Here is a 20,915-nt window from a genome sequence, read left to right as displayed (position 1 = left end):
TTGAATGAAAAATAGGAGTGATTTATATGCGAGAGTATGGGATTTTTGATATTATAGGTCCTGTTATGATAGGACCGTCTAGCTCGCATACAGCAGGTGCAGCTAGACTTGGAAAGATTGCAAGAATTATATCGGGAAAAGATATAAAGAAAGTGAAGTTTTATCTTCATGGCTCTTTTGCAAAAACTTATAAAGGACATGGTACAGATAAGGCTCTTGTTGCAGGAATAATTGGTATGGATCCATGGGATGACAATTTGAGAAATTCAATAGAAATAGCAAGAAAGCAAGGCATTGAATTTCAATTTATAGAAAGTGATCTTGGAGATGTCCATCCAAACACAGTGAAGTTTGTTGTAACTAAAATGGATGGAAGTGAAGTTGAAATAACGGGAGCCTCTATAGGTGGAGGTAATATAAAAGTAAGCGAAATAAACGGCAATGAAGTTGAGTTTACAGGTAACTATCCAACTCTTGTTATAAATCATTATGATGTTCCTGGAATGATAAAAGACGTATGCGAAATATTATACAAATATAAGATAAATATAGCTTTTATGAGAGTTTACAGAACTAGCGGTAAGGGGTCAACTGCACTTATGGTTTTTGAGTTAGACGATTTTGTAAGTGAAGATCTTGTAGGTGAAATAGAGGAGATTCCAAATATAAGAAAAGCTATAATTATAAATCCTGTGTTGGAGGAACTATAAAATGGTAAATTGTGGAGAAGAACTTATAAGAGTATGTAGTGAAAAGAATATTAAAATATGGGAATATGCACTTGAAAATGAAGCTAAATCTACAGGGGTTTCTGCAGATAAAATAATTGAAAAAATGAAAAATAATTTAAAAATAATGAAAAACTCTGCAGAGTATGGAATGAAACACAGAGTAAAATCTATAAGCGGATTAATAGGAGGAGATGCATATAAATTAAATGAATACATAAAAAAAGGAAACTCTTTAACGGGAGATTTTAACTTGAAGCTAATGGCAAGGGCACTTTCATGTTCAGAAGTAAATGCTGCAATGGGAAAAATAGTGGCAGCTCCTACAGCAGGTTCCTGTGGAATTTTGCCTGCAGTTATAATAAGTGTAGGAGAAAAACTAGAAAAAAGTGAAGATGACCTTGTAAAGGCATTACTTACAGCAGGTTGTATTGGAATGATTATAGCTAAAAATGCAACTATTTCAGGAGCTGAAGGAGGTTGTCAGGCTGAATGTGGATCTGCCTCTGCCATGGCAGCAGCTGCAGTTGTGGAAATGATGGGTGGAACAGTGGAAATGGCGCTAAATGCTTCTGCAATAGTTATAAAAAATATACTAGGATTGGTGTGTGACCCTGTAGCTGGACTTGTAGAGATACCTTGTGCAAAGAGAAATTCCTTTGGGGCAATAAATGCAGTTTCAGCAGCAGATATGGTTATGGCAGGAATCTCAAGTAAGATACCTTTTGATGACACAGTTTCTGCACTTTATGATGTTGGAAGACGTATGCCATGTGAACTTAGAGAAACAGCACTTGGAGGACTTGCTGTAACTAAAACAGGTCTAAAACTTAAGGAAAAAGTTTTGAATAAAGATGCAGAAGCTAAATATTAGATTTATAGAATGTGTTTTGACTGTCTAAAGATTCTCTTTTTGGTTTATCTATATTGGAATAGGTACCATCACTATTTAGTTTCTTGGTGCCTATATTGCTCTTTAAATATATATTAAGTATTTTTTTAATCCTTTTCTTAATTTTTATATCTTCAATTGGAAATAATAATTCAACTCTTTTGTCAAGATTTCTCCTCATCCAATCAGCACTAGATAAAAATATCATCTCTCTGCCGTTTCCATAGAAGTAGAATATTCGGCTGTGTTCTAGAAATCTTCCAACTATACTTATTACATTTATGTTATCGCTTATTTTGGGAATATTAGGTTTTAAACAGCATATTCCACGCACAATAAGATCAATTTTAACTCCAGCTGAAGATGCTTTATATAAATTTTCAATGATTTCTGTATCAACTAGAGAATTCATTTTAGCAACTATTCTAGCTGGCCTTCCTTTAAGTGCATTTTGAATTTCGCTATCTATAAAATATAAGAATCTTTCTCTAAGATTTAAAGGTGCAATACATAATTTCTTTAAGTTTTTTGGTATGGAATGAGCACTAAGCATATTAAATATTATAGAAGCATCTTCTCCATAATCAGGATTTGAGGATAAAAGACCTATATCCGTATATATTTTTGCTGTTATATCATTATAATTTCCAGTACCCATATGTACATATCTTTTTATACCAGACTTCTCTTTTCTAACTATTAAAAGTAGTTTACAATGAGTTTTAAGTCCTACAAGTCCATATATAACATGGCATCCTGATTTTTCTAGCTGCTTTGCCCAGGATATATTGTTTTCTTCATCAAATCTAGCTTTTAATTCTACAAGAACGGTAACTTGTTTTCTATTTTCAGCTGCGGAAATTAATGCTTTTACAATAGGGGAATCGCCACTTACTCTGTATAGGGTTTGTTTTATGGCCAGCACTGAATCGTCTACAGCAGCTTGTTTTATAATACTTACTATAGGATCAAAGGAGTCATAGGGATGATGAAGGAGTATATCTCCTTTTGATATAATTTTAAATATATCATTATTATCTATGTTTTTTAGAGGATTGAAAGGCTGTATGGTGCTATAACATAGATAATTGTATTCTTTTATATTTATAAGTTCCTTTAGAAATGTAAGATCTAAAGGAGTATTTATTTCATACTCTTGATCTTTTGATACCTCAATTTCCCTTTCTATAATATCAATTATTTCTTTATCCATTCCTTGTTCAACTTCAAGTCTTACAACTGCACCCCATCTGCGTTTTTTTAGAAATTTTTCTATTGTACCAAGCAGATCCTCAGCACCTTCTTCATTTAATGTTAAATCAGCATTTCGTGTAATTCTGTAGCAACCTACAGCTATTATATTTGAAGTTCCAAACAGTGAAGACAAATTGGCCTTAATCAAATCCTCAAGCATTATTATATCCAAGCCATTTTCAGATGGAACTTTAATTATTCTTTTTAATACTGAAGGTACTTGTACTGTAGCAAAAGTTTTTTTCCCATTTTCATCTATTAAAAGACCTATGTTTAAACTCTTGTTTAAAATAAGTGGGAAAGAAGTACTTCTGTCTATTATCATTGGAGTGATTACTGGAAATATATTTTTGTGATAATAATCTTTAATATAGGAAAGTTGCTGGCTATTCAATTGTCTTAATGTTAGAAAGTGTATTCCTTCATTTTCTAGAGCCGGCTTTAAAGAGTTATTGAAGTAATTACATTCATCAGACATTAATTTAGCAACACTTTTGTAAATTTTTTTTAATTGCTGTTTTGGGGTTAGACCTGAAGGATCCTTTTTATTGAATTTTGCTTTCATTTGGTCTAATAGAGAACCAACTCTTACCATAAAAAATTCATCTAGATTGGAACTTGAAATTGAAATAAATCTGAGTCTTTCAAACAGTGGATGTTTTGTATTTTGACATTCTTCAAGAACTCTTTTATTGAATTGTATCCAGCTTAACTCTCTATTTATAAAATATTTATAGTCGTTGAATTTGCTCATTTTATACGCCCCATAAGTATTAGTATGATTTTGTTTATCATATATATTTGATTATTCCCTAATTTAAAGTAAATATTTATGTATTCAAAATATTATCAGAGGTATTGTTACATAATAGAATTGATATTAATTTTATTAAAACATTATTTCGTATTTTCAAAGAGGTGAGTCTATGGATAAAATAGCTATAATAGATATTGGTTCTAATTCTATGAGGATTGTAATTGTAAAAATTTCTAAAGATAGAGCTTATGAGGTTTTAGATGAACTTAAATATTCAGTTCGTTTAGGAAAAGATATGACAGAAAATGGAGCTCTAAGTGAAGACAGGATTAAAGCTGCAATGGAAGCTCTAGCACATTTTAAACGATTGTGTGATGCTAATAATGTGAATAAAATTATTGCAGTTGCAACTGAGGCTGTGCGGAAAGCTTCAAATAAAATTGAATTTATAAAAATGGTAAAAGAAAAATTTCAAATTGATGTAAGGATATTAACTGGTGAAGAAGAATCATATTATGATTATCTAGGGGTTATAAATAGTATAGATATACAATCTGGACTTATTGTGGATATTGGAGGAAGCAGCATGGAACTTATACTTGTTAAAAATAGAAGTATTAAAAATTGTATAAGTGTTCCCATGGGAGCTATAACACTTACAGATAAGTTACTATCTATAGATGGGGATATTTATAAGAAATCAAAAGGTTTAATTAAATATATAAAGGAAGTATTTAATTCCATTGATTTTTTAAAGGAGGTAGAGAATGTTCCTCTTATAGGAATTGGGGGAAGTTTTAGAACTGTTGGGAAAGTTCATAGAAATAAGGTATCTTATCCATTTAATAACTCTCATAATTATGTTATTTCACGGAAAGATATTATTCAAATTTATAATTCATTAAAATACAAGGAAATATCTAAATACAGAGAAGTAAAGGGAATATCTAAAGATAGGTGGGATATATTTCCAGGAGCTTTTATAGCTATTGTAACTTTAGTGAAGTATTGCAATTTTAAGAAAGTGATTATAAGTGGAAATGGAATAAGACAAGGACTTATATATAAAATGACAATTACTTCAGATGATCATGTAATTGAAAATATGTTGAATTTTTCTTTGAATACTATAATACATAATTTCAATTTAAATCAGGAGCATGTAAAAAGAGTATGGGAATTTTCAAAGGAAATAAGTAAAAATATTGTTCCAGAACTTTACTCAAACAATTCTAATTATAAGATTTTGAAGACAGCTGCATATTTGCATGATTGTGGAGTATTTATTGGATCTAATAGACAAACAAAGTATTCATTTTCAATAGTAAGAGATATAAAAATATATGGACTTACACATAGACAACAGTTAATGGCTGCTTTTGTAATATCTAATTTTGAAGATTATAAAATTAGAAAATCCTATTATTTTGGAAGCATAATTAAAAATAAGGATGTTGTATTGATACAGAAGATGAATGTGATTTTAAATATAGCTAAAGCTTTGGATAGAGCATCAGATGGAAATATTGTAGATGTTAAAATAAGTAGTGATAAGGATAAGGTACTTTTAAAAATTAAATCAAAGATGAGTCCATCTCTTGAATTAACTACAGTTTCATATTATGAATACAACTTTGAACAGGTATTTGGGAAAAAACTCATTGTGAATTATAAATAAATATTGTGAGTTATAAATAATAAATAAGCATCTCTTATCATATAATATATAAATTATTTAATGGGAGATTATTTATGCTTGATATATGTAAATATTTTAGCTTTAAATCAGCACTTTACCTTGGAGAAAAATATGATGTAAATGGCAGTGCAAATCATGAAATTAGAGTTGGATCTTTTGCAGCTGCAATATTTGATGAAACTATGGGACTTCATAAATTATCTGAAATGTATAGGAATATTTTATGTTGTAGTGCACTTATACATGACATTGGATATTTTGTAAGTAAAGCTAAACATCATAAACATACTAGGTATATAATTTTAAATGATTCTATACTGGACGCTGTACCTAATTCTCTTAGAAGGTCTATGGCTATAATAGCTTCTAGTCATAGAAGAAATATAGATAAAGGTATTAAACATTATGATAGAGATGAACGTAAAAAATTAAAAATGCTAATATCTATGTTGAGAATTTCTGATGCACTAGATAGTCCTCATAAAAAATATACTATCCTAGATAAAATAGTTCTTGATAAAAAACATTTAACATTTTATATAGATAGTAGTGAATTTCAGAAGACTCTGATAAAATTTAATACTAAGAGTAAATTATTTAATGATATATTTAATATAGAAACACGATTAGAACCAAAGTAAGTCATAATTAAATATATTAATTTTGAATATATTTAATTATATGTATAATACTTATAGTAATTAAGAGGGGATTTATATGTCTCATAGAAAAATGATAGAAGATTACTATTGTGATATAAATAATTTGACAGATATTCTAGGCAAGTTAACTAATTCATATAGACTATTAATAGGTGGTGCTAGCGAGCTTAATAGTGTTGCACTTGCGCATAAAAAAGATGTGAAGTCAGCTATAAATAGGGCAAATAAACTTGGGGATACTATTGACAAGATAATAAGTTCAATAAATAAATCAAGTCGCTGTTATGCAGATTATTGTGAATTGAAATCCCAACTTATAAAAGATAAAATTAAAATAGAATATATGGCAAATGAAATTAATGAAGATCTATTTATAAATGACTTGGATGAGTTGTATGAAGAAGATAATGATGGGGGACATGATAATAAATAAAAAAGTGGGAATTACCCCACTAGATATTAAAATTTCTTAAATCTATGTGTAGATATCATTAAATAAGAAAGTAATATTATAAGTAAAATGACAAATTTGGTATGAATTGGATGTCTAAATGTAAATAAACAAAACAAAGCTATAAACATACCTGCAAATGTTATAGGTATACCTAAAAAGTTACCATCAAAGTCAGTTATATTGTATCTTGCCAGTCTATATGCTCCTGATAGTGGAAGTATTAGAACTATAATATAACCTAATAATCCAAGAGTAGAAAAATTATAAACATTAAATATTAATACTGAAGGCGCAACTCCAAATGATACCAAATCTGCAAGAGAATCCAATTCTTTACCTAATTCACTAGATACATTCAAGTATCTGGCTACTCTTCCATCATATCTGTCAGCTAAACAAGCAAATAAAATAAAAAAAATGGCTAATTTATATTCTTCTTGAAAAGACATCATAAGAGATATTACCCCACAGCCAAGATTTGCCAGTGTAAATGCGTTTGGCAAAGAACTCTTAGCTATTTTAGTCACTATTATCACTCCCCAATATATAAAGAATAAATAATCCTTTAAAATATATTTATATACTTATATTTTATTATAACTCATTTTATTCATTATAGTAAACGAAGTATTATAAATTTTTTGTAAAATAAGTATTTGTCAATAAGTTATAATTATCTAATGAAAAATACACTATAATATAATTGTAACATGCTTTTATATTTGGTATATTTATATTTAATAATTCTATTATGGAAGTAGTTGCTTTACATGGATAATAAAAGGATATATATTAAAAAAAATATTATAAAAATAATATTAGTATTTATACTTATTATTTTTATAATATCTATTATACACAAATATGGTAAATATTTCTACATAATAAAGTTGAATACTATTATAAATTTTATAAAAAGTTATGGAAAATTTTCTGCTGTAGTATTTATAATTATATATACACTAAAACCAATTTTGTTTATAGTTCCATCATCTGTTCTATCTATTATTGCAGGATATGTTTATGGTCCATATATAGCTATTATTTTAAATATGATTGGCTGTATTGGAGCTGGTACTATAGCTTTTTTTATAGCAAGATTATTTGGAAGATCTGTTGTAGATAAAATTATTAAAGGAAAAGTTCTTAAGTTAGACAATAATATAGAGAAAAATGGATTTAAAATTATTCTTTTTATGAGGCTCTCATTCATATTTCCTTATGATACCTTAAGTTATACTGCAGGACTTACAAAAATGAAATACAGTGATTTTATTTTTGGAACTACTTTTGGAATAATTCCTGAAATGATTAGCTATTCATTTATGGGACATAGTATGATAAAACCATTCTCAATAAAATTTTTTATTCCAGTAATATTTTTGACATTAGTAGTAATTATTACAGTGATTTTAAAAAAAAGGACAAAAAATATCCAATAATTTATATGTAAGAAAACCTTATATATGACACATAATAAATCTGCAAATAAATTTATGAGGTGATTTATTATGAAAATAAGAGATATAATGACTGAATCTGTAGTTAGTCTTAATGCAAATGACACTATAGAAAGAGCAGCAGAACTTATGGCACAGTACAATATAGGTTCTGTACCTGTATGTGATGGAGATAAAGTGGTTGGAATAATAACTGATAGAGATATTGCCATACGATGTTCTTCACAGGGACAAAACACAAAAACAAAAGCTGTAAGAGATGTTATGTCTTCAAATCCAGTAACTGCATCACCAGATATGGATGTAGCAGATGTTTCAAGAATAATGAGTGAAAGACAAATAAGAAGAGTGCCAATTGTAGAGAATGGAAATCTAGTTGGAGTAGTGGCTCTTGGAGATATGGCAGTTACACCTAATTGTGATAGAGAGGCAGAGGGAGCACTTTCAAGTATTTCTCAACCAGGAAGGTCAATGTACTAGAAATTTAAGAAAATTTATATGAAATGAGTTAATTCTATATAAATAAATCCACAAGATTACTTTTGACAATCTTGTGGATTTATTATATGTAATGATATAATATAATAGTCAATTTTAAGTGTTAATAGTAAAATAATATGGAATATTAATTCAAAAATCTAAATTTTAGTTTCTATAAAGTTTATTGTGGAAGTAGGGAATTTATATGAATAAAGTAAAGTTTATCTATAATCCTTATGCAGGAGAGAATACTATAGTTTCTCATATAGATAAAATTATTATGATTCATCAAAGCTATGGATATGGAATTGTACCATTTAGGATAGGATCAGGATACACAATTGACAAGGCATTTTCAGATATAGATGATAGCTATAAATATGTTCTCATAGCAGGTGGCGATGGAACTGTTGATAATGTTGTGAATCATATGAAAAAATTGAATATAGATATTCCAATAGCTATTTTGCCAGTAGGAACTGCTAATGATTTTGCAAGGTTTATAGGTATGCCTTCAAAAGTTGATTTAGCATGCAAACAGATATTAGAGAGTAGCCCTAAAGCAGTTGATATTGGAAAAGTAAATGATAAATACTTTATAAATGTTGCCAGTACAGGGCTGTTTACAGATGTATCACAGAAAACTGATGTAAATTTAAAAAATACAATAGGTAAATTAGCTTATTACATAACAGGACTAGAACAGCTTACAAATTTGAGAAAGCTTAAAGTAAAAGTAAAATCTAAAAATAAAGTATTTGATGGTGACATGTATCTTATTCTTGTATTCAATGGTCAAACTGCAGGTAATCTAAACCTTGCCTATAAGGCACGAGTTGATGATGGAATGCTTGATGTTATAATAATAAAGGCTTCTCTTATGAAAGATATTATTGCTCTTTTTATAAAAATGATTAGAGGAGATCATTTAGAAAATTCCTCAGGACTTATATATTTTAAAGCTGATAGAGTAGAAATTGAATGTAAAGAGGATATAGTAACGGATATAGATGGAGAAAGAGGCCCTGATTTTCCGCTTTTAATAGAATGTGTTAAGGGAGGACTTAAGGTACTTGGTGTAAAGCAAATTTAAGTATAAATTTAAGTATTAAAAAATAATAGTAATATAAATTAATCCCATTTAGTAATATTTAATATAGCATTTAAAAATGGGGTTTGTTTATGTTATTTAATATTTATGTTTTTAGTATATCTGTTATCTTTATACTTCTATTGTATTTGCTCTATTTAGATAAGTTTTCTCCAAGTAAAATTAAGATTATATGTGGAATTTCTATTATATTATTTTTAATTAGATATATAAGTGTAATTATATTGTTGCTTGCCCATAGTATGCTGCATTTATATATCTTAAAGGTTCCTTACTTTTTAAATTTATTGTGTGGTCCTGTTATTGTATTTATATTGTTTTATATATTTATGAGAAGAAATTACATAAAATTTAACTATATATTTTTGCTATCAAGCATAGTAACTGCAGTCTATGTATTTACTATGTACAATTACACTGCAGTTATTTTAGGAGTGGATTATTTTGGATACACTATGAGGTTCCAAAATAATACCACAATATATTGGATTTTTATAATTTTTAATACAATTGTATTATTTGGATCTATAATATTTTCTCAAAAATCTAATGTTAATAAATTAGGATTTTATATGATTGCAGTTGCTTCATTTGTAACTATAGCTGAAAATTTACTATATATCATAGATGTTGTACTTTTTCCACAAAACATATTTGGTGATTTATGCTTTATCTGTATACTTTTATATGCTCTTTTAAAGCTAAAAAAATAGCTACTTAAAATGGTGTTTTATTTATGCTTTTTAAATTTTTTTCTAGGTTTAATGGAAGGAATTAAGCATTTTTTATTATTCCCTATAAGATCTTCTCTTCCTGCTTTTATTAAAGCACTTTTAACTAAATTATAGTTCTTAGGTATTGAAAACTGCAATAGTGCTCTCTGCATATGTTTTTCCCTTTCAGATGTTGGGGTGTATATTTTTTTATTAGTAATAGGATTTATTCCTGTGTAGTATATAGTTGTTGCAAGACTTCCTGGTGTAGGATAAAAGTCCTGTACCTGCTCAGGGGTATATCCCATCTGTTTTATATATTCTGCAAGTTCTATAGCAGCATTTAAATCGCTACCTGGATGACTTGATATAAGATATGGCACAAGATACTGCTTTTTGCCTAGTTTTTTATTTATATCAAAATATTTCTTTACAAATTTTTTATAAACTTTAAATGGAGGTTTTCCCATTTGGCTAAGAACATTGCTGTTTATGTGCTCAGGGGCAACCTTTAGCTGGCCACTTATATGATATTTACATAGTTCGTCAAAAAATTTATCATTATTCTTGTCGTACATAAGATAGTCATAGCGTATGCCAGATCGTATAAATACTTTTTTTATACCTTTAATACTTCGTAATTTTTTAAGTAAATCTAGGTATTCGCTGTGGTCTATTATAAGATTTTTGCATGGAGTTGGGAAAAGGCACTGTCTGTTTTTACATACTCCATTTTTTTCTTGAATTTTACATGCTTTGTGTCTAAAATTAGCTGTTGGGCCACCTACATCGTGAATATATCCTTTGAAGTTTTTAAGTGTTGTCAATAATTTAGCTTCTTTAATTATAGATTCTTGACTTCTATTTTGGATTGTTCTTCCCTGATGAAATGTAAGTTCACAAAAAGAGCATCCTCCAAAACATCCCCTGTGACTTGTTATAGAAAATTCTACTTCTTGTATTGCAGGAATACCTCCCATACTTTCATAAATTGGATGGTATGTTCTCGCATATGGAAGATCATAAACCATATCCATTTCAGCTTCTGTAAGAGGAAATTGAGGTGGATTTTGCACTATATATTTATCACCGTGCTTTTGTATCATTCTTCTTCCATTTATTGCATCTTGCTCAAAATATTCAATTTTATAGGCTTTTGCAAAAGACATCTTATCTTCTGCACTTTCTTCAAAAGAAGGAAGTTCTATATAGTCCTTTAAATTACTTTTATCATTTTCACAATAAACTGTACCTCGTACATCTTTCATATTATGAATGTTCATGCCATATTTTAATAAATTTGCAACTTGCACTATTGTTTTTTCACCCATGCCATATATTAAAAGATCGGATTTTGAATCTAAAAGAATACTTCTTCTTACTTTATTGCTCCAATAGTCATAATGTGCAAATCTTCTTAAGCTTGCTTCTATTCCACCTATTATTATTGGTACATCTTTATAGGCTTCTCTTGCACGATTACAGTATACAATTACTGCCCTGTCAGGTCTGTAACCAGATTTACCACCAGGCGAGTACAAATCATTGCGTCTTTTCTTTTTTGATGCAGTATAGTGATTTACCATGGAATCTATATTTCCTGAGTTGATTAAAAATCCTAATTTTGGTCTGCCTAGTCTTTTAAAATCTTTAACACTCCTCCAATCTGGTTGAGCTATTATTCCAACTTTGAAACCTTCGCTTTCAAGAACTCTTGATATTATTGCAGTACCAAAGGAAGGATGATCTACATAAGCATCTCCTGTAATAACTATAAAATCCAGTTGGTCTATATTTTCTAATTTCATATCTTCTCTACTTATTGGTAGAAACTTATTGTTTAATTTCATTTAAATATCCTTCCTATTCATATAAAAATTAATTGTTATATCATGAAGATTATTATAACATATAACTTAATAATTGTTTTATTCTATTGAACATAAGTTATTTTTTACTATAGTGTGATTAAACTTACTTATATTATAAATTTAGAGAGAGGAAGATAAATTTATATGAATTATACATATAATCTCATAATGCAATTTGTAGATAGAGCTGCGCTTCTATTAGTATGTATATTTGCAGTAACTAGATTGCAAAGTTTTAGGGAGATATTTTTAAAAGAGAATTACGAGAAAAAAGATTATATTGTTATTGAACTAGTATTTATCTTGTCTGCTATTTTAGCAAATTATACAGGATTAAATGTTGAGGGATCTTTAGTTAATGTTAGAACTATAACCATAGTTTCAGGTGGAGTTATTTTTGGACCTGTTATAGGTATAGTAACGGGATTAGTGTCAGGATTACATAGATTTTTAATTGATATTCATGGAGTAACTTCTCTTCCATGTCTTATAAGTAGTATAATTGCAGGTATAGTATCTGGATATATAAATAAAAAAGTTAAGAGAAACTATAGATGGATATTTGGAATAGGTGCTGGCATGCTTAGTGAAACTATTACTATGATTTTAATATTAATACTTAGTAGACCATATTCACTAGGCGCTGATATTGTTTCAAAAATAGCTATTCCCATGATCTTTGGTCAGATAAGTGTAGGATTTATTGTTCTCATGGTACAAAGTGTAGAGGATGATAAAGAAAAAATTGCAGCAAAACAAGCTAAGCTTGCTTTAGATATAGCCAACAAAACTCTTCCATATTTTAGAAATATAAATAACGATTCTTTAAATAAAATATGCACAATAATAAAAAATGATATAGAGGCAGATGCAGTTGGAATAACTGATAAAAATAATATTTTGGCCTATGTTGGTGTTGGAGAAGAATTTTATAATATAGGACATGAAATAATAACAGACACAACAAGAGAAGCTATAAAAAGGAAGAAGATAATAATAAAGAATAGTGATTTTGAAGATAAAAGTGGAATATTAAAATCAGCACTTGTAATACCATTAAAGGAGAAAAATGAAGTCATAGGTTCCCTGAAGATATATTATACAAAGAAATATAAAATAACCTATACACTTCAAACACTGGCCATAGGACTTTCCCAAATAATATCAACTCTTATGGAAGTTTCAAAAATAGAAAAGATAAAAGAAATGGCTAATAAAGCAGAAATAAAAGCTTTGCAAACTCAGATAAATCCACATTTCCTATTTAATGCGTTAAATGCTGTAACATCATCAATAAGGATAAATCCAGATAAGGCAAGAGAACTTATTATAAATCTTTCAAATTATCTAAGATTTAATTTAGAACTTAATGATGAATTTATAGATATAAACAAAGAATTGAGCCAAGTAAAAGATTATATAGAGATAGAAAAGGCAAGGTTTGGTGATAAGCTTAATATTGTATATGATATAGATGATGTAGCTGTAAAAATTCCAAGTCTTTCAATACAACCATTAGTTGAAAATGCTATAGTTCATGGTATATTAAAAGATAAAGGAAAAGGAACTGTAACTATAAGTGTCAAAAAAGTAGAAGAAAATAAAATTAAAATATCTATAGTTGATAGCGGGGTAGGTATAGACAAAGAGATAATAGATAGGCTTTATAAAGAGGATATGCCAGAGAATAAAATAGGACTACATAATGTCCATCTTAGACTTAAACTTATATATGGGGAAGGGTTAATAATAAATAGACTTGAAAAAGGAACGAAGGTAGAGTTTTACATTAAGGAGGATGGATATGAAAGCTATAATAGTAGAGGATGAATTCTTGTCTAGAGAAGAACTTAAATATTTTATTAAAAACTATAGTAGTATAGAAGTAGTGAATGAGTTTGATGATGGAATAGATGTACTTAAATTTATACAGCAAAATGAAGTTGATGTGATATTTTTAGATATAAATATACCTTCACTAGATGGAGTTTTATTAGCACAAAATATAAGTAAATTTTCTAAAAAACCATACATAGTTTTTATAACTGCATATAAAGAACATGCAGTTGAAGCTTTTGAAATAGAAGCTTTTGATTACATATTAAAACCTTATTCTGAAAGTAGAATTATATCTATGCTGAATAAATTGGAAAGTAGCTATAATTCATCAAAAGAAAATAACCTTGAAGATCCTGTAATTAACAAAATAAATTTGTGGAAAAATGAAAAGATAATAGTTGTGGATTTAGATGATATATATTATTGCACGGCAAAAGAAAGGGTGACTTTTGTATATACTAAGAAAGAAGAATACATAGTTAATAGTAGTATATCAGAATTTTATACTACTCTACCTAAAAATAAATTTTTCAAATCTCATAGATCTTATATAGTTAATATAAATAAGATAAAAGAGATAATTCCATGGTTTAATAATACCTATAATTTAAAACTTAAAGATATTAATCAGGAAATTCCCGTAAGTAGAAGCAATATAAAAAAATTTAGAGAGCTTATGCATATATAAAAAGCTTATTTTTAGAAGATTTAAGGAAAGCCAAAAAAGCTTTCCTTTTTTTGTGCAAATAATTAATTCATAAATGCATTTAATGTAGTTTTTACGGCATTTCATTCAGAATTTAAAGGATTTTATATCTATTGAATTATAATTTGAAATGAAAAAAAGAGATTACAAAATTATTTAGGGGGATGCGTTAAATGAGTAATGGAAAAGAAAAAAATTGGTTAATAGTAGTAGGATCAATGATTGCTCAATTGGGTTTAGGAACAATTTATACTTGGAGTTTATTCAATCAGCCCCTTGTAAATATGTTTGGTTGGGATTTAAATAAAGTGTCTATGACATTTTCAATTACAAGTTTTGCTTTAGCCTTTTCAACGTTATTTGCAGGAAAACTTCAAGAAAAGATAGGAATAAAAAAATTAGTAACAATATGTGGAATACTACTGGGAATTGGGCTTATTGCAAGTTCAAAAGTAAATTCTATAGTAATGCTTTATGTTACAGCAGGAATAGTAGTTGGAGCAGCTGATGGAATGGCTTACATAACTATTCTTTCAAATTGTATAAAATGGTTTCCAAATAAAAAAGGAATTATATCAGGACTTTCAGTTGGTGCCTATGGAACTGGAAGCTTACTGTTTAAATATATTAATGGAAGTATGATAAACTCTGCTGGTGTTTTAAAAACATTCCTCATTTGGGGAATAATAGCTATGATTTTAATAGTTATAGGTGCTCAGTTCTTAAAAGATGCAGAAGTTAAATCTGTAAATTTAAATTCAATTTCAAATAAAAATAGCTTTACAGTAAAAGAAATGCTAAAGACAAAAGAAGCTTATTTACTATTTATAATGTTCTTTGCTGCATGTATGAGTGGACTTTATTTAATAGGAGTAGTAAAAGACATAGGGGTAGAAATGGTTGGACTTAATGTGTCTACTGCAGCAAATGCAGTTGCAATGGTTGCAATATTTAACACAGCTGGAAGAATAATTTTAGGTGCCTTGTCAGATAAAATAGGTGGACTAAAAGTTATATTTATAACATTTGCTGTTACAGCAATTTCGGTGTTAGCTTTAAGCTTTGTACACTTAAATTTTGGAATCTTCTTTGCATGTGTTGCTGGAATAGCATTTTGTTTTGGTGGAAATATAACAGTTTTCCCTGCAATAGTTGGAGAGTTCTTTGGAGTTGAAAATCAAACAAAAAATTATGGAGTAATATATCAAGGATTTGGAATAGGAGCAATATCAGGATCAATAATATCTTCAGTAATAGGAAGTTTTAAGGGTACATTTGTTGTGGTTGGAATAATGTGTATTATATCTATAGGTATTATAGCTATGATAAATCCTCCACAGAAAGTTGAAAATAAGAATAGAAATACTGAAGTGTTTAGAACTGTTAAGCAGAGAGCTTAAGCAAGAGAGTGGTTTAATTTTATTAAACCACTCTTTTCATGTTATCTAGCCATTTTATATATTTCTAAAATATCATCAAAATTCAAAGTCTTAAAACCACCAATAGTTCTTGTCTTTTTAAAGCTACATTTATAAGCAAGTTCTTCTATTTGCTCATCAGTAAGGTCTATTCCCAGTTCTTTTATTGAAGTAGGCATATTAATAGAGTGATAATAATCCTCCATTGCTTCTATTCCTGCTAGAGCAGTTTTTTCCTGATCATTAAAGTCATTGGAAACTCCAAGAACATTTACTGCAAATTGTGCAAATCGTGCAGGATTTGTTTTATATACATATCTTGCCCAGCTTCCCCATACAGCAGCTAAGCCAGCTCCGTGAGCAACATCAAACATTCCTCCAAGTTCATGTTCTATTTGATGACATGCCCAATCCCCAATAGAACCACAACCAGTTAGTCCATTATGTGAAAGGCTTCCAGCCCACATAACTTCCGCACGAGCTTTATAATTTTTAGGATCCTTAACAAGTATTTTTGAGTTCTTTATTACAGTCCTCATGAGAGCTTCACTCATGCTGTCGGTAATATCCATAGTGCTGCCTTTAGTAAAGTAACGTTCCATAGTATGCATTAGAATGTCTGTACATCCACTGGATGTTTGATATGGGGGAAGAGTATATGTTAATTCAGGATTCATTATAGCAAATTTGCAACGGGCATAATCACTATTGCAACTTCTTTTAAGCCAACCATCTTCATTAGTTATTACAGAAGAATTACTCATTTCACTTCCAGCAGCGGCTATAGTTAGAATTGCTCCAATAGGTAGACAACCAGTAGGAGCTGCTTTTCCTGTGTATAAATCCCATACATCACAATCGTTAACCATACCATAGCCAATTGCTTTGGAAGAATCAATAACACTTCCACCACCTACAGCTAAGATAAAATCAACGCCTTCTTTTTTACAGAGTTCTATACCTTCATATACTTTAGAAAGTCTAGGATTTGGAACAACACCACCAAGGCTTACATAATCAATGCCAGCTTTATTTAATGAATCAAAAACTCTATCTAACAGACCGGATTTTTTTGCACTATGTCCACCAAAATGAACTAGTACCTTTTTACAATTCTGAGATTTAACAAGTTCTCCTACTTTTGATTCTGCATTTTTACCGAAAATAACTTTAGTAGGCGTATATAACTCAAAATCTTGCATTTTATCAGCTCCTTCTACCAAATTATTTATATAAATATTCTTCATAATTTATATAAAATAAATTGTTATATTATCACAATTATTATAACATATAACTTAGTAATTATTTTAATTATATTTAATAAAAAGGGGGAAGATCCATGTATTTGAAAGTTATAAAGGGGAGTGTTACTTATTCTATAAATTGTGATGAACATAAAACTGTACTTCAAAATTTAATAGAAAATAATATTAAAATATCATCACCTTGTAATGGCCATGGAAGTTGTGGAAAATGTAAATTTAAACTTGAAGAAGGTGAGGTTTATAGTAAGATACATGAAGAAAATATTAATCTTGAAGAAAATGAATATTTAGCTTGTAGAGCTTACTGCAAAAGGGATTGTACTATAATTCTACCTGAAATTGAAGATAGAAACTATTCTATATTGGAAAATTTCAAATGGGATAAAATTAAAGTTAATCCAGAATACAAAAAAATTCCCATTGATATAGATGAAGACTTTTCAAAGGCTAGAAGTTTAACGGGAGTTATAAATCAAAAACTTCATACTAATATGTCATTTAGCTTTAAAGCACTAAAAAAACTATCGACCTTGATAAATGAAAGCTCTAAAAAGCAAAATGAATACTGTATTTATGGAAGTAAAAAAATTTGGATGACATGCTCAGATGATAGAGTAATAGATGTATTTAAAACTGAAAAGGAAGCGGATATATATGGAATTGCAGTTGATATTGGAACTACCACAATTGCAATGAATATTATAGAAATATTTACTGGAAAGATAATAGGATCAACTTCTGTTTTAAACTCTCAGAGGCAATTTGGTGCAGATGTTATATCGAGAATTCAGTACAGTATGGAAAATGGCATGTACTATATAAGCAGAGCTGTTAAAGATGACATAATAGAAGGTGTTGAAAAGCTAATTGAAGATTCAAATGTGGATTCAAATAATGTATATAAAATTGCAATTTCAGCAAATAATATAATGATACATTTACTTTTGGGACTTTTTTGTGATTCCATGGCATTTTATCCATTTACAAGTGTTGTAAATGATCTTGTTCAAGTTGATTTTAATGAACTATTTAGGAATAGATTACTTGATTGTAAAGTTCATATTTTACCATCTATATCTAGTTATATAGGAGCTGATATACTATCAGGGATAATAGCTTGCAATTTTTATAATTCAGACGAAATTTGTATGCTTATAGATATAGGTACAAATGGAGAAATGGTAATAGGTAATAAAGATAGAATACTTTGCATGTCTACTGCTGCAGGACCTGCTTTTGAAGGAGCTAATATAGAAAATGGTGTTGGTAGTGTAGATGGAGCTATTTCACATGTAGAAATAAATGAAAATTTTCAACAAGATAAATCCGGCTATAAAATAAATTACAGTACTATAGGAGATAACAGTCCAATTGGTATATGCGGTTCTGGCATTATAGATTTAACTGCTGAAATGCTTAAAAATGGTATTATAGATAGAAGTGGAAAATTCAATGAATCTAAATCTAAAAATAATTATATTAATATAACTAAAGATGACCCAAATAATAAGAGGATAATTTTTACACAAAAAGATATAAGGGAAGTACAGATGGCAAAATCTGCAATTAGAGCAGGTATAGAAATTTTAGTCAATAAATTTGGCTGCAGTTATAATCAAATAAGTAAAGTATATATGGCAGGAGGATTTGGAAATGGAATAGACATTAATAATGCTTCAACTATAGGAATTATACCAAAAAGTTTTTTAAATAAAGTAGAGTTTATAGGTAATAGCTCAATGTTTGGAACTGTAGAGTATTTAACAAACAAAAACACTAAAACGAATATGAACCATATAATAGATATTGTAGAAACAGTTGATATATCTTTAGATGATGAGTTTAATGAAAAATTTATAAGTAATATATCTTTTTAAATACAATGCAGGAGAAAATTATAGTTTAGGGTTGTATTTTGATGAGTTTGTAATATAATTAATATAGTATAGTTAATATGTTAGGTGAGGCTCCTATATAAATATACGCTGCTGCCCGTAAACATCGAGAGATGCCATTTGGGTTGAACAGGTACTACCGAATCAAGGTTTTACTTAATGCAGCTGGATGTATTCCAAAGTTATATAGTGCTAAAACTCGTACAAGTTTTTATAAGGGGCCTAGCGTGGCTCTTTTTATTTTGACTATTTAAAAATATTTTTTCAGGTGGTGTATATTAAATGGATATTGGCCCTTATGGAGGTCGGTGCAGTTTAAAACAAAAAATAGAATATTTGATATACAGAAAAATATTTTAAATTCATTTCAATTTTGCAATTCTATAAATTTTTCATTATATTTCTCTGTATATCTAAAGAAGGGGGAATATTTATGAAAAAGTTATCCAGTTTCTTCCTTAGCAAAGTGCTTCATAAAAAAGTCTATAATGAATTAAATGAATTTGTAGGTAAATTATGGGACATTTATGTTTCAACTGATCTTGGAATGCCAAGAGCAATAGCATATCAGATAAAAAATGGTTCAGAAATATCTAATTGTGAATTTAAAAATATAAACTTTTATGAAGATGGCGATAAGATCATAATTAAAGGTGAAGGTTTAAGGGATATTATGCTCCAAAAGTATTCCTATTTACTTTCAAAACATCTATTAGACAGGCAAATAGTAGATATAAATGGCAAAAAGCTTGTAAGAGTGAATGATCTTAGAATTACAGAAATGGCAGGAGAATATAGAGTCGTAGCTGTTGATGTAGGCGTACTTGCCATTGCTAGAAGATTGGGAATAGAAAAGTTAATAAAAAAGTTAAGTGAGAAGTTTAATAAAAAACTAGAAGATAGTCTTATAGTATGGGATAGTGTAGAATCTTTAGAGATGGTTAGTAAAAATTTGAAGCTTTCAGTTCCATATAAAAAACTTTCTAAACTTCATCCTGCAGATTTAGCAGATATAGTGGAAGATATGGATGTTAATTATAGAAAGAGAGTTTTTGAGAATTTAGATAAAGATCTTGCAGCAGATACTCTAGAAGAGATAGAATCTGATATGCAAGTGGATATTTTGGAGAATTTGAGTCAAGACAAGAAAAGTGAAGTTCTTAAAAATATGCCTAATGATGAAATTGCAGATATGTTAGACGAAGTAGATAATGAAACTGCTTGGAATATACTTCTTAATATGGATAAAGGAGATGCAGATGAGGTAAGATCTCTTATGGATTATAAAGAGGAAACTGTAGGAAGTATAATGAATACAGACTTTATATCTTTTAATATAAATATAACTGTTGGTCAAACTATAGACATACTAAAGCAGGCAAATCCTGATGATGAAGTATGTCACTATATTTATGTAACTGACTCTATGGGTAAAATTGAAGGGGTTGTATCTTTAAAAAATTTGATATTGTCGAATTCAAATAGCAAACTTAAGGATATAATGTCATCAAGTATAGAAAAAATAAATCACAATAAAAATATAGAAGAAGCTATAGAGATATGTACAAAATATAATCTACTGTCAATTCCAGTAGTAGATGATGAAGAAAAGCTATGTGGTATAGTAATAATGAATGATTTAGTTGAAAAGATACTTATACCAAATTGGAGGAAGAAACTTAAAAAGGTAGTATAAAGGAGTTAATAC

Annotated in this window: 18 protein-coding genes and 1 riboswitch; of the genes, 14 read left to right on the top strand and 4 right to left on the bottom strand. The window is 28.8% G+C overall.

Annotated features, from left to right (window positions below; genetic code table 11):
- Positions 1 to 26: 26 nt before the first annotated feature.
- Positions 27 to 710, top strand: a complete 684-nt coding sequence (sdaAB, locus tag H2684_RS08630) for an L-serine ammonia-lyase, iron-sulfur-dependent subunit beta (RefSeq protein ID WP_182088997.1) — start codon at positions 27 to 29, stop codon at positions 708 to 710.
- A 1-nt stretch (position 711) separates the two neighbouring features.
- Positions 712 to 1,602 carry an L-serine ammonia-lyase, iron-sulfur-dependent, subunit alpha gene (sdaAA, locus tag H2684_RS08625; RefSeq protein ID WP_182088996.1) on the top strand — a complete coding sequence of 297 codons (891 nt, stop codon included), beginning with the start codon at positions 712 to 714 and terminating at the stop codon, positions 1,600 to 1,602.
- On the opposite strand, the gene H2684_RS08620 is transcribed toward sdaAA, so the two are convergent.
- Entirely contained in the window at positions 1,592 to 3,673 is a 2,082-nt protein-coding gene (locus H2684_RS08620) for an RNA degradosome polyphosphate kinase (RefSeq protein ID WP_347707541.1), read from the bottom strand. The two genes, sdaAA and H2684_RS08620, sit on opposite strands and share 11 nt — an antisense overlap.
- 127 nt (positions 3,674 to 3,800) lie before the next feature.
- On the opposite strand from H2684_RS08620, the gene H2684_RS08615 reads away from it, so the two are divergent.
- The 3 genes from H2684_RS08615 (at position 3,801) to H2684_RS08605 (ending at position 6,425) form a co-directional block, all read left to right on the top strand.
- Positions 3,801 to 5,309, top strand: a complete 1,509-nt coding sequence (locus H2684_RS08615) for a Ppx/GppA family phosphatase (protein WP_182088994.1) — start codon at positions 3,801 to 3,803, stop codon at positions 5,307 to 5,309.
- 74 nt (positions 5,310 to 5,383) lie between these two features.
- Positions 5,384 to 5,971: an HD domain-containing protein gene (locus tag H2684_RS08610; protein WP_182088993.1), complete on the top strand. Its 588-nt coding sequence runs from the start codon at positions 5,384 to 5,386 to the stop codon at positions 5,969 to 5,971.
- A gap of 76 nt (positions 5,972 to 6,047) precedes the next feature.
- The gene (locus H2684_RS08605) at positions 6,048 to 6,425 is read left to right on the top strand and encodes a hypothetical protein (protein WP_182088992.1); all 378 of its coding nucleotides are present in this window, start codon (positions 6,048 to 6,050) and stop codon (positions 6,423 to 6,425) included.
- 26 nt (positions 6,426 to 6,451) lie between these two features.
- On the opposite strand, the gene pssA is transcribed toward H2684_RS08605, so the two are convergent.
- Positions 6,452 to 6,973 carry a CDP-diacylglycerol--serine O-phosphatidyltransferase gene (gene pssA / locus H2684_RS08600; RefSeq protein WP_182088991.1) on the bottom strand — a complete coding sequence of 174 codons (522 nt, stop codon included), beginning with the start codon at positions 6,971 to 6,973 and terminating at the stop codon, positions 6,452 to 6,454.
- A gap of 363 nt (positions 6,974 to 7,336) precedes the next feature.
- On the opposite strand from pssA, the gene H2684_RS08595 reads away from it, so the two are divergent.
- The 4 genes from H2684_RS08595 to H2684_RS12345 all read left to right on the top strand — a co-directional run bounded on the left by H2684_RS08595 (position 7,337) and on the right by H2684_RS12345 (position 10,210).
- Positions 7,337 to 7,888, top strand: a complete 552-nt coding sequence (locus H2684_RS08595) for a TVP38/TMEM64 family protein (RefSeq protein ID WP_243159306.1) — start codon at positions 7,337 to 7,339, stop codon at positions 7,886 to 7,888.
- Between the two features lie 69 nt (positions 7,889 to 7,957).
- Positions 7,958 to 8,386 carry a CBS domain-containing protein gene (locus tag H2684_RS08590; protein ID WP_182088989.1) on the top strand — a complete coding sequence of 143 codons (429 nt, stop codon included), beginning with the start codon at positions 7,958 to 7,960 and terminating at the stop codon, positions 8,384 to 8,386.
- A 205-nt stretch (positions 8,387 to 8,591) separates the two neighbouring features.
- Positions 8,592 to 9,479: a YegS/Rv2252/BmrU family lipid kinase gene (locus tag H2684_RS08585; RefSeq protein WP_182088988.1), complete on the top strand. Its 888-nt coding sequence runs from the start codon at positions 8,592 to 8,594 to the stop codon at positions 9,477 to 9,479.
- 347 nt (positions 9,480 to 9,826) lie between these two features.
- Positions 9,827 to 10,210 (top strand): hypothetical protein, encoded by a 384-nt coding sequence (locus H2684_RS12345; protein ID WP_243159305.1) that lies wholly within the window; start codon positions 9,827 to 9,829, stop codon positions 10,208 to 10,210.
- A gap of 17 nt (positions 10,211 to 10,227) precedes the next feature.
- On the opposite strand, the gene H2684_RS08575 is transcribed toward H2684_RS12345, so the two are convergent.
- Positions 10,228 to 12,060: a YgiQ family radical SAM protein gene (locus H2684_RS08575; RefSeq protein ID WP_182088986.1), complete on the bottom strand. Its 1,833-nt coding sequence runs from the start codon at positions 12,058 to 12,060 to the stop codon at positions 10,228 to 10,230.
- Positions 12,061 to 12,225: 165 nt separating this feature from the next.
- On the opposite strand from H2684_RS08575, the gene H2684_RS08570 reads away from it, so the two are divergent.
- From H2684_RS08570 to H2684_RS08560, 3 genes are all read left to right on the top strand, one after another.
- Positions 12,226 to 13,911 carry a sensor histidine kinase gene (locus H2684_RS08570; protein WP_182088985.1) on the top strand — a complete coding sequence of 562 codons (1,686 nt, stop codon included), beginning with the start codon at positions 12,226 to 12,228 and terminating at the stop codon, positions 13,909 to 13,911.
- Positions 13,886 to 14,608, top strand: coding sequence for a LytTR family DNA-binding domain-containing protein (locus H2684_RS08565; RefSeq protein ID WP_182088984.1), 723 nt, complete (start codon positions 13,886 to 13,888; stop codon positions 14,606 to 14,608). Before H2684_RS08570 ends, H2684_RS08565 begins: the two co-directional genes overlap by 26 nt.
- 191 nt (positions 14,609 to 14,799) lie before the next feature.
- On the top strand, positions 14,800 to 16,026 hold the full coding sequence (locus H2684_RS08560) for an OFA family MFS transporter (RefSeq protein WP_182088983.1): 1,227 nt from the start codon (positions 14,800 to 14,802) through the stop codon (positions 16,024 to 16,026).
- A 41-nt stretch (positions 16,027 to 16,067) separates the two neighbouring features.
- Here H2684_RS08560 and H2684_RS08555 read toward each other — a convergent pair whose 3' ends face one another.
- Complete coding sequence (locus H2684_RS08555) at positions 16,068 to 17,246, bottom strand: iron-containing alcohol dehydrogenase (RefSeq protein ID WP_182089028.1); 1,179 nt, start codon at positions 17,244 to 17,246, stop codon at positions 16,068 to 16,070.
- A gap of 140 nt (positions 17,247 to 17,386) precedes the next feature.
- Here H2684_RS08555 and H2684_RS08550 point away from each other — a divergent pair, with 140 nt between their 5' ends.
- Both H2684_RS08550 and H2684_RS08545 read left to right on the top strand, forming a co-directional pair.
- Positions 17,387 to 19,189: an ASKHA domain-containing protein gene (locus tag H2684_RS08550; protein WP_182088982.1), complete on the top strand. Its 1,803-nt coding sequence runs from the start codon at positions 17,387 to 17,389 to the stop codon at positions 19,187 to 19,189.
- Between the two features lie 69 nt (positions 19,190 to 19,258).
- Positions 19,259 to 19,425: riboswitch (M-box (ykoK) riboswitch) on the top strand.
- 215 nt (positions 19,426 to 19,640) lie between these two features.
- On the top strand, positions 19,641 to 20,903 hold the full coding sequence (locus tag H2684_RS08545) for a CBS domain-containing protein (RefSeq protein ID WP_182088981.1): 1,263 nt from the start codon (positions 19,641 to 19,643) through the stop codon (positions 20,901 to 20,903).
- Positions 20,904 to 20,915 lie beyond the last annotated feature (12 nt).

The sequence above is a fragment of the Clostridium sp. cel8 genome, assembly GCF_014050525.1.
GTDB lineage: Bacteria > Bacillota > Clostridia > Clostridiales > Clostridiaceae > Clostridium_B.
Note: the sequence above shows the minus strand (reverse complement) of the source record. Positions and strands in the feature narration are given on the sequence as shown.

Excerpts from the sequence above, each read along its gene's own strand:
- sdaAA (WP_182088996.1), top strand. The coding sequence starts at position 712 with ATGGTAAATTGTGGAGAAGAACTTATAAGAGTATGTAGTGAAAAGAAT.
- H2684_RS08570 (WP_182088985.1), top strand. The coding sequence starts at position 12,226 with ATGAATTATACATATAATCTCATAATGCAATTTGTAGATAGAGCTGCG.
- H2684_RS08575 (WP_182088986.1), bottom strand. The coding sequence starts at position 12,060 with ATGAAATTAAACAATAAGTTTCTACCAATAAGTAGAGAAGATATGAAA.
- sdaAB (WP_182088997.1), top strand. The coding sequence starts at position 27 with ATGCGAGAGTATGGGATTTTTGATATTATAGGTCCTGTTATGATAGGA.
- H2684_RS12345 (WP_243159305.1), top strand. The coding sequence starts at position 9,827 with ATGAGAAGAAATTACATAAAATTTAACTATATATTTTTGCTATCAAGC.
- H2684_RS08585 (WP_182088988.1), top strand. The coding sequence starts at position 8,592 with ATGAATAAAGTAAAGTTTATCTATAATCCTTATGCAGGAGAGAATACT.
- H2684_RS08610 (WP_182088993.1), top strand. The coding sequence starts at position 5,384 with ATGCTTGATATATGTAAATATTTTAGCTTTAAATCAGCACTTTACCTT.
- H2684_RS08590 (WP_182088989.1), top strand. The coding sequence starts at position 7,958 with ATGAAAATAAGAGATATAATGACTGAATCTGTAGTTAGTCTTAATGCA.
- H2684_RS08565 (WP_182088984.1), top strand. The coding sequence starts at position 13,886 with ATGAAAGCTATAATAGTAGAGGATGAATTCTTGTCTAGAGAAGAACTT.
- H2684_RS08550 (WP_182088982.1), top strand. The coding sequence starts at position 17,387 with ATGTATTTGAAAGTTATAAAGGGGAGTGTTACTTATTCTATAAATTGT.
- H2684_RS08560 (WP_182088983.1), top strand. The coding sequence starts at position 14,800 with ATGAGTAATGGAAAAGAAAAAAATTGGTTAATAGTAGTAGGATCAATG.
- H2684_RS08615 (WP_182088994.1), top strand. The coding sequence starts at position 3,801 with ATGGATAAAATAGCTATAATAGATATTGGTTCTAATTCTATGAGGATT.
- H2684_RS08605 (WP_182088992.1), top strand. The coding sequence starts at position 6,048 with ATGTCTCATAGAAAAATGATAGAAGATTACTATTGTGATATAAATAAT.
- H2684_RS08545 (WP_182088981.1), top strand. The coding sequence starts at position 19,641 with ATGAAAAAGTTATCCAGTTTCTTCCTTAGCAAAGTGCTTCATAAAAAA.
- H2684_RS08555 (WP_182089028.1), bottom strand. The coding sequence starts at position 17,246 with ATGCAAGATTTTGAGTTATATACGCCTACTAAAGTTATTTTCGGTAAA.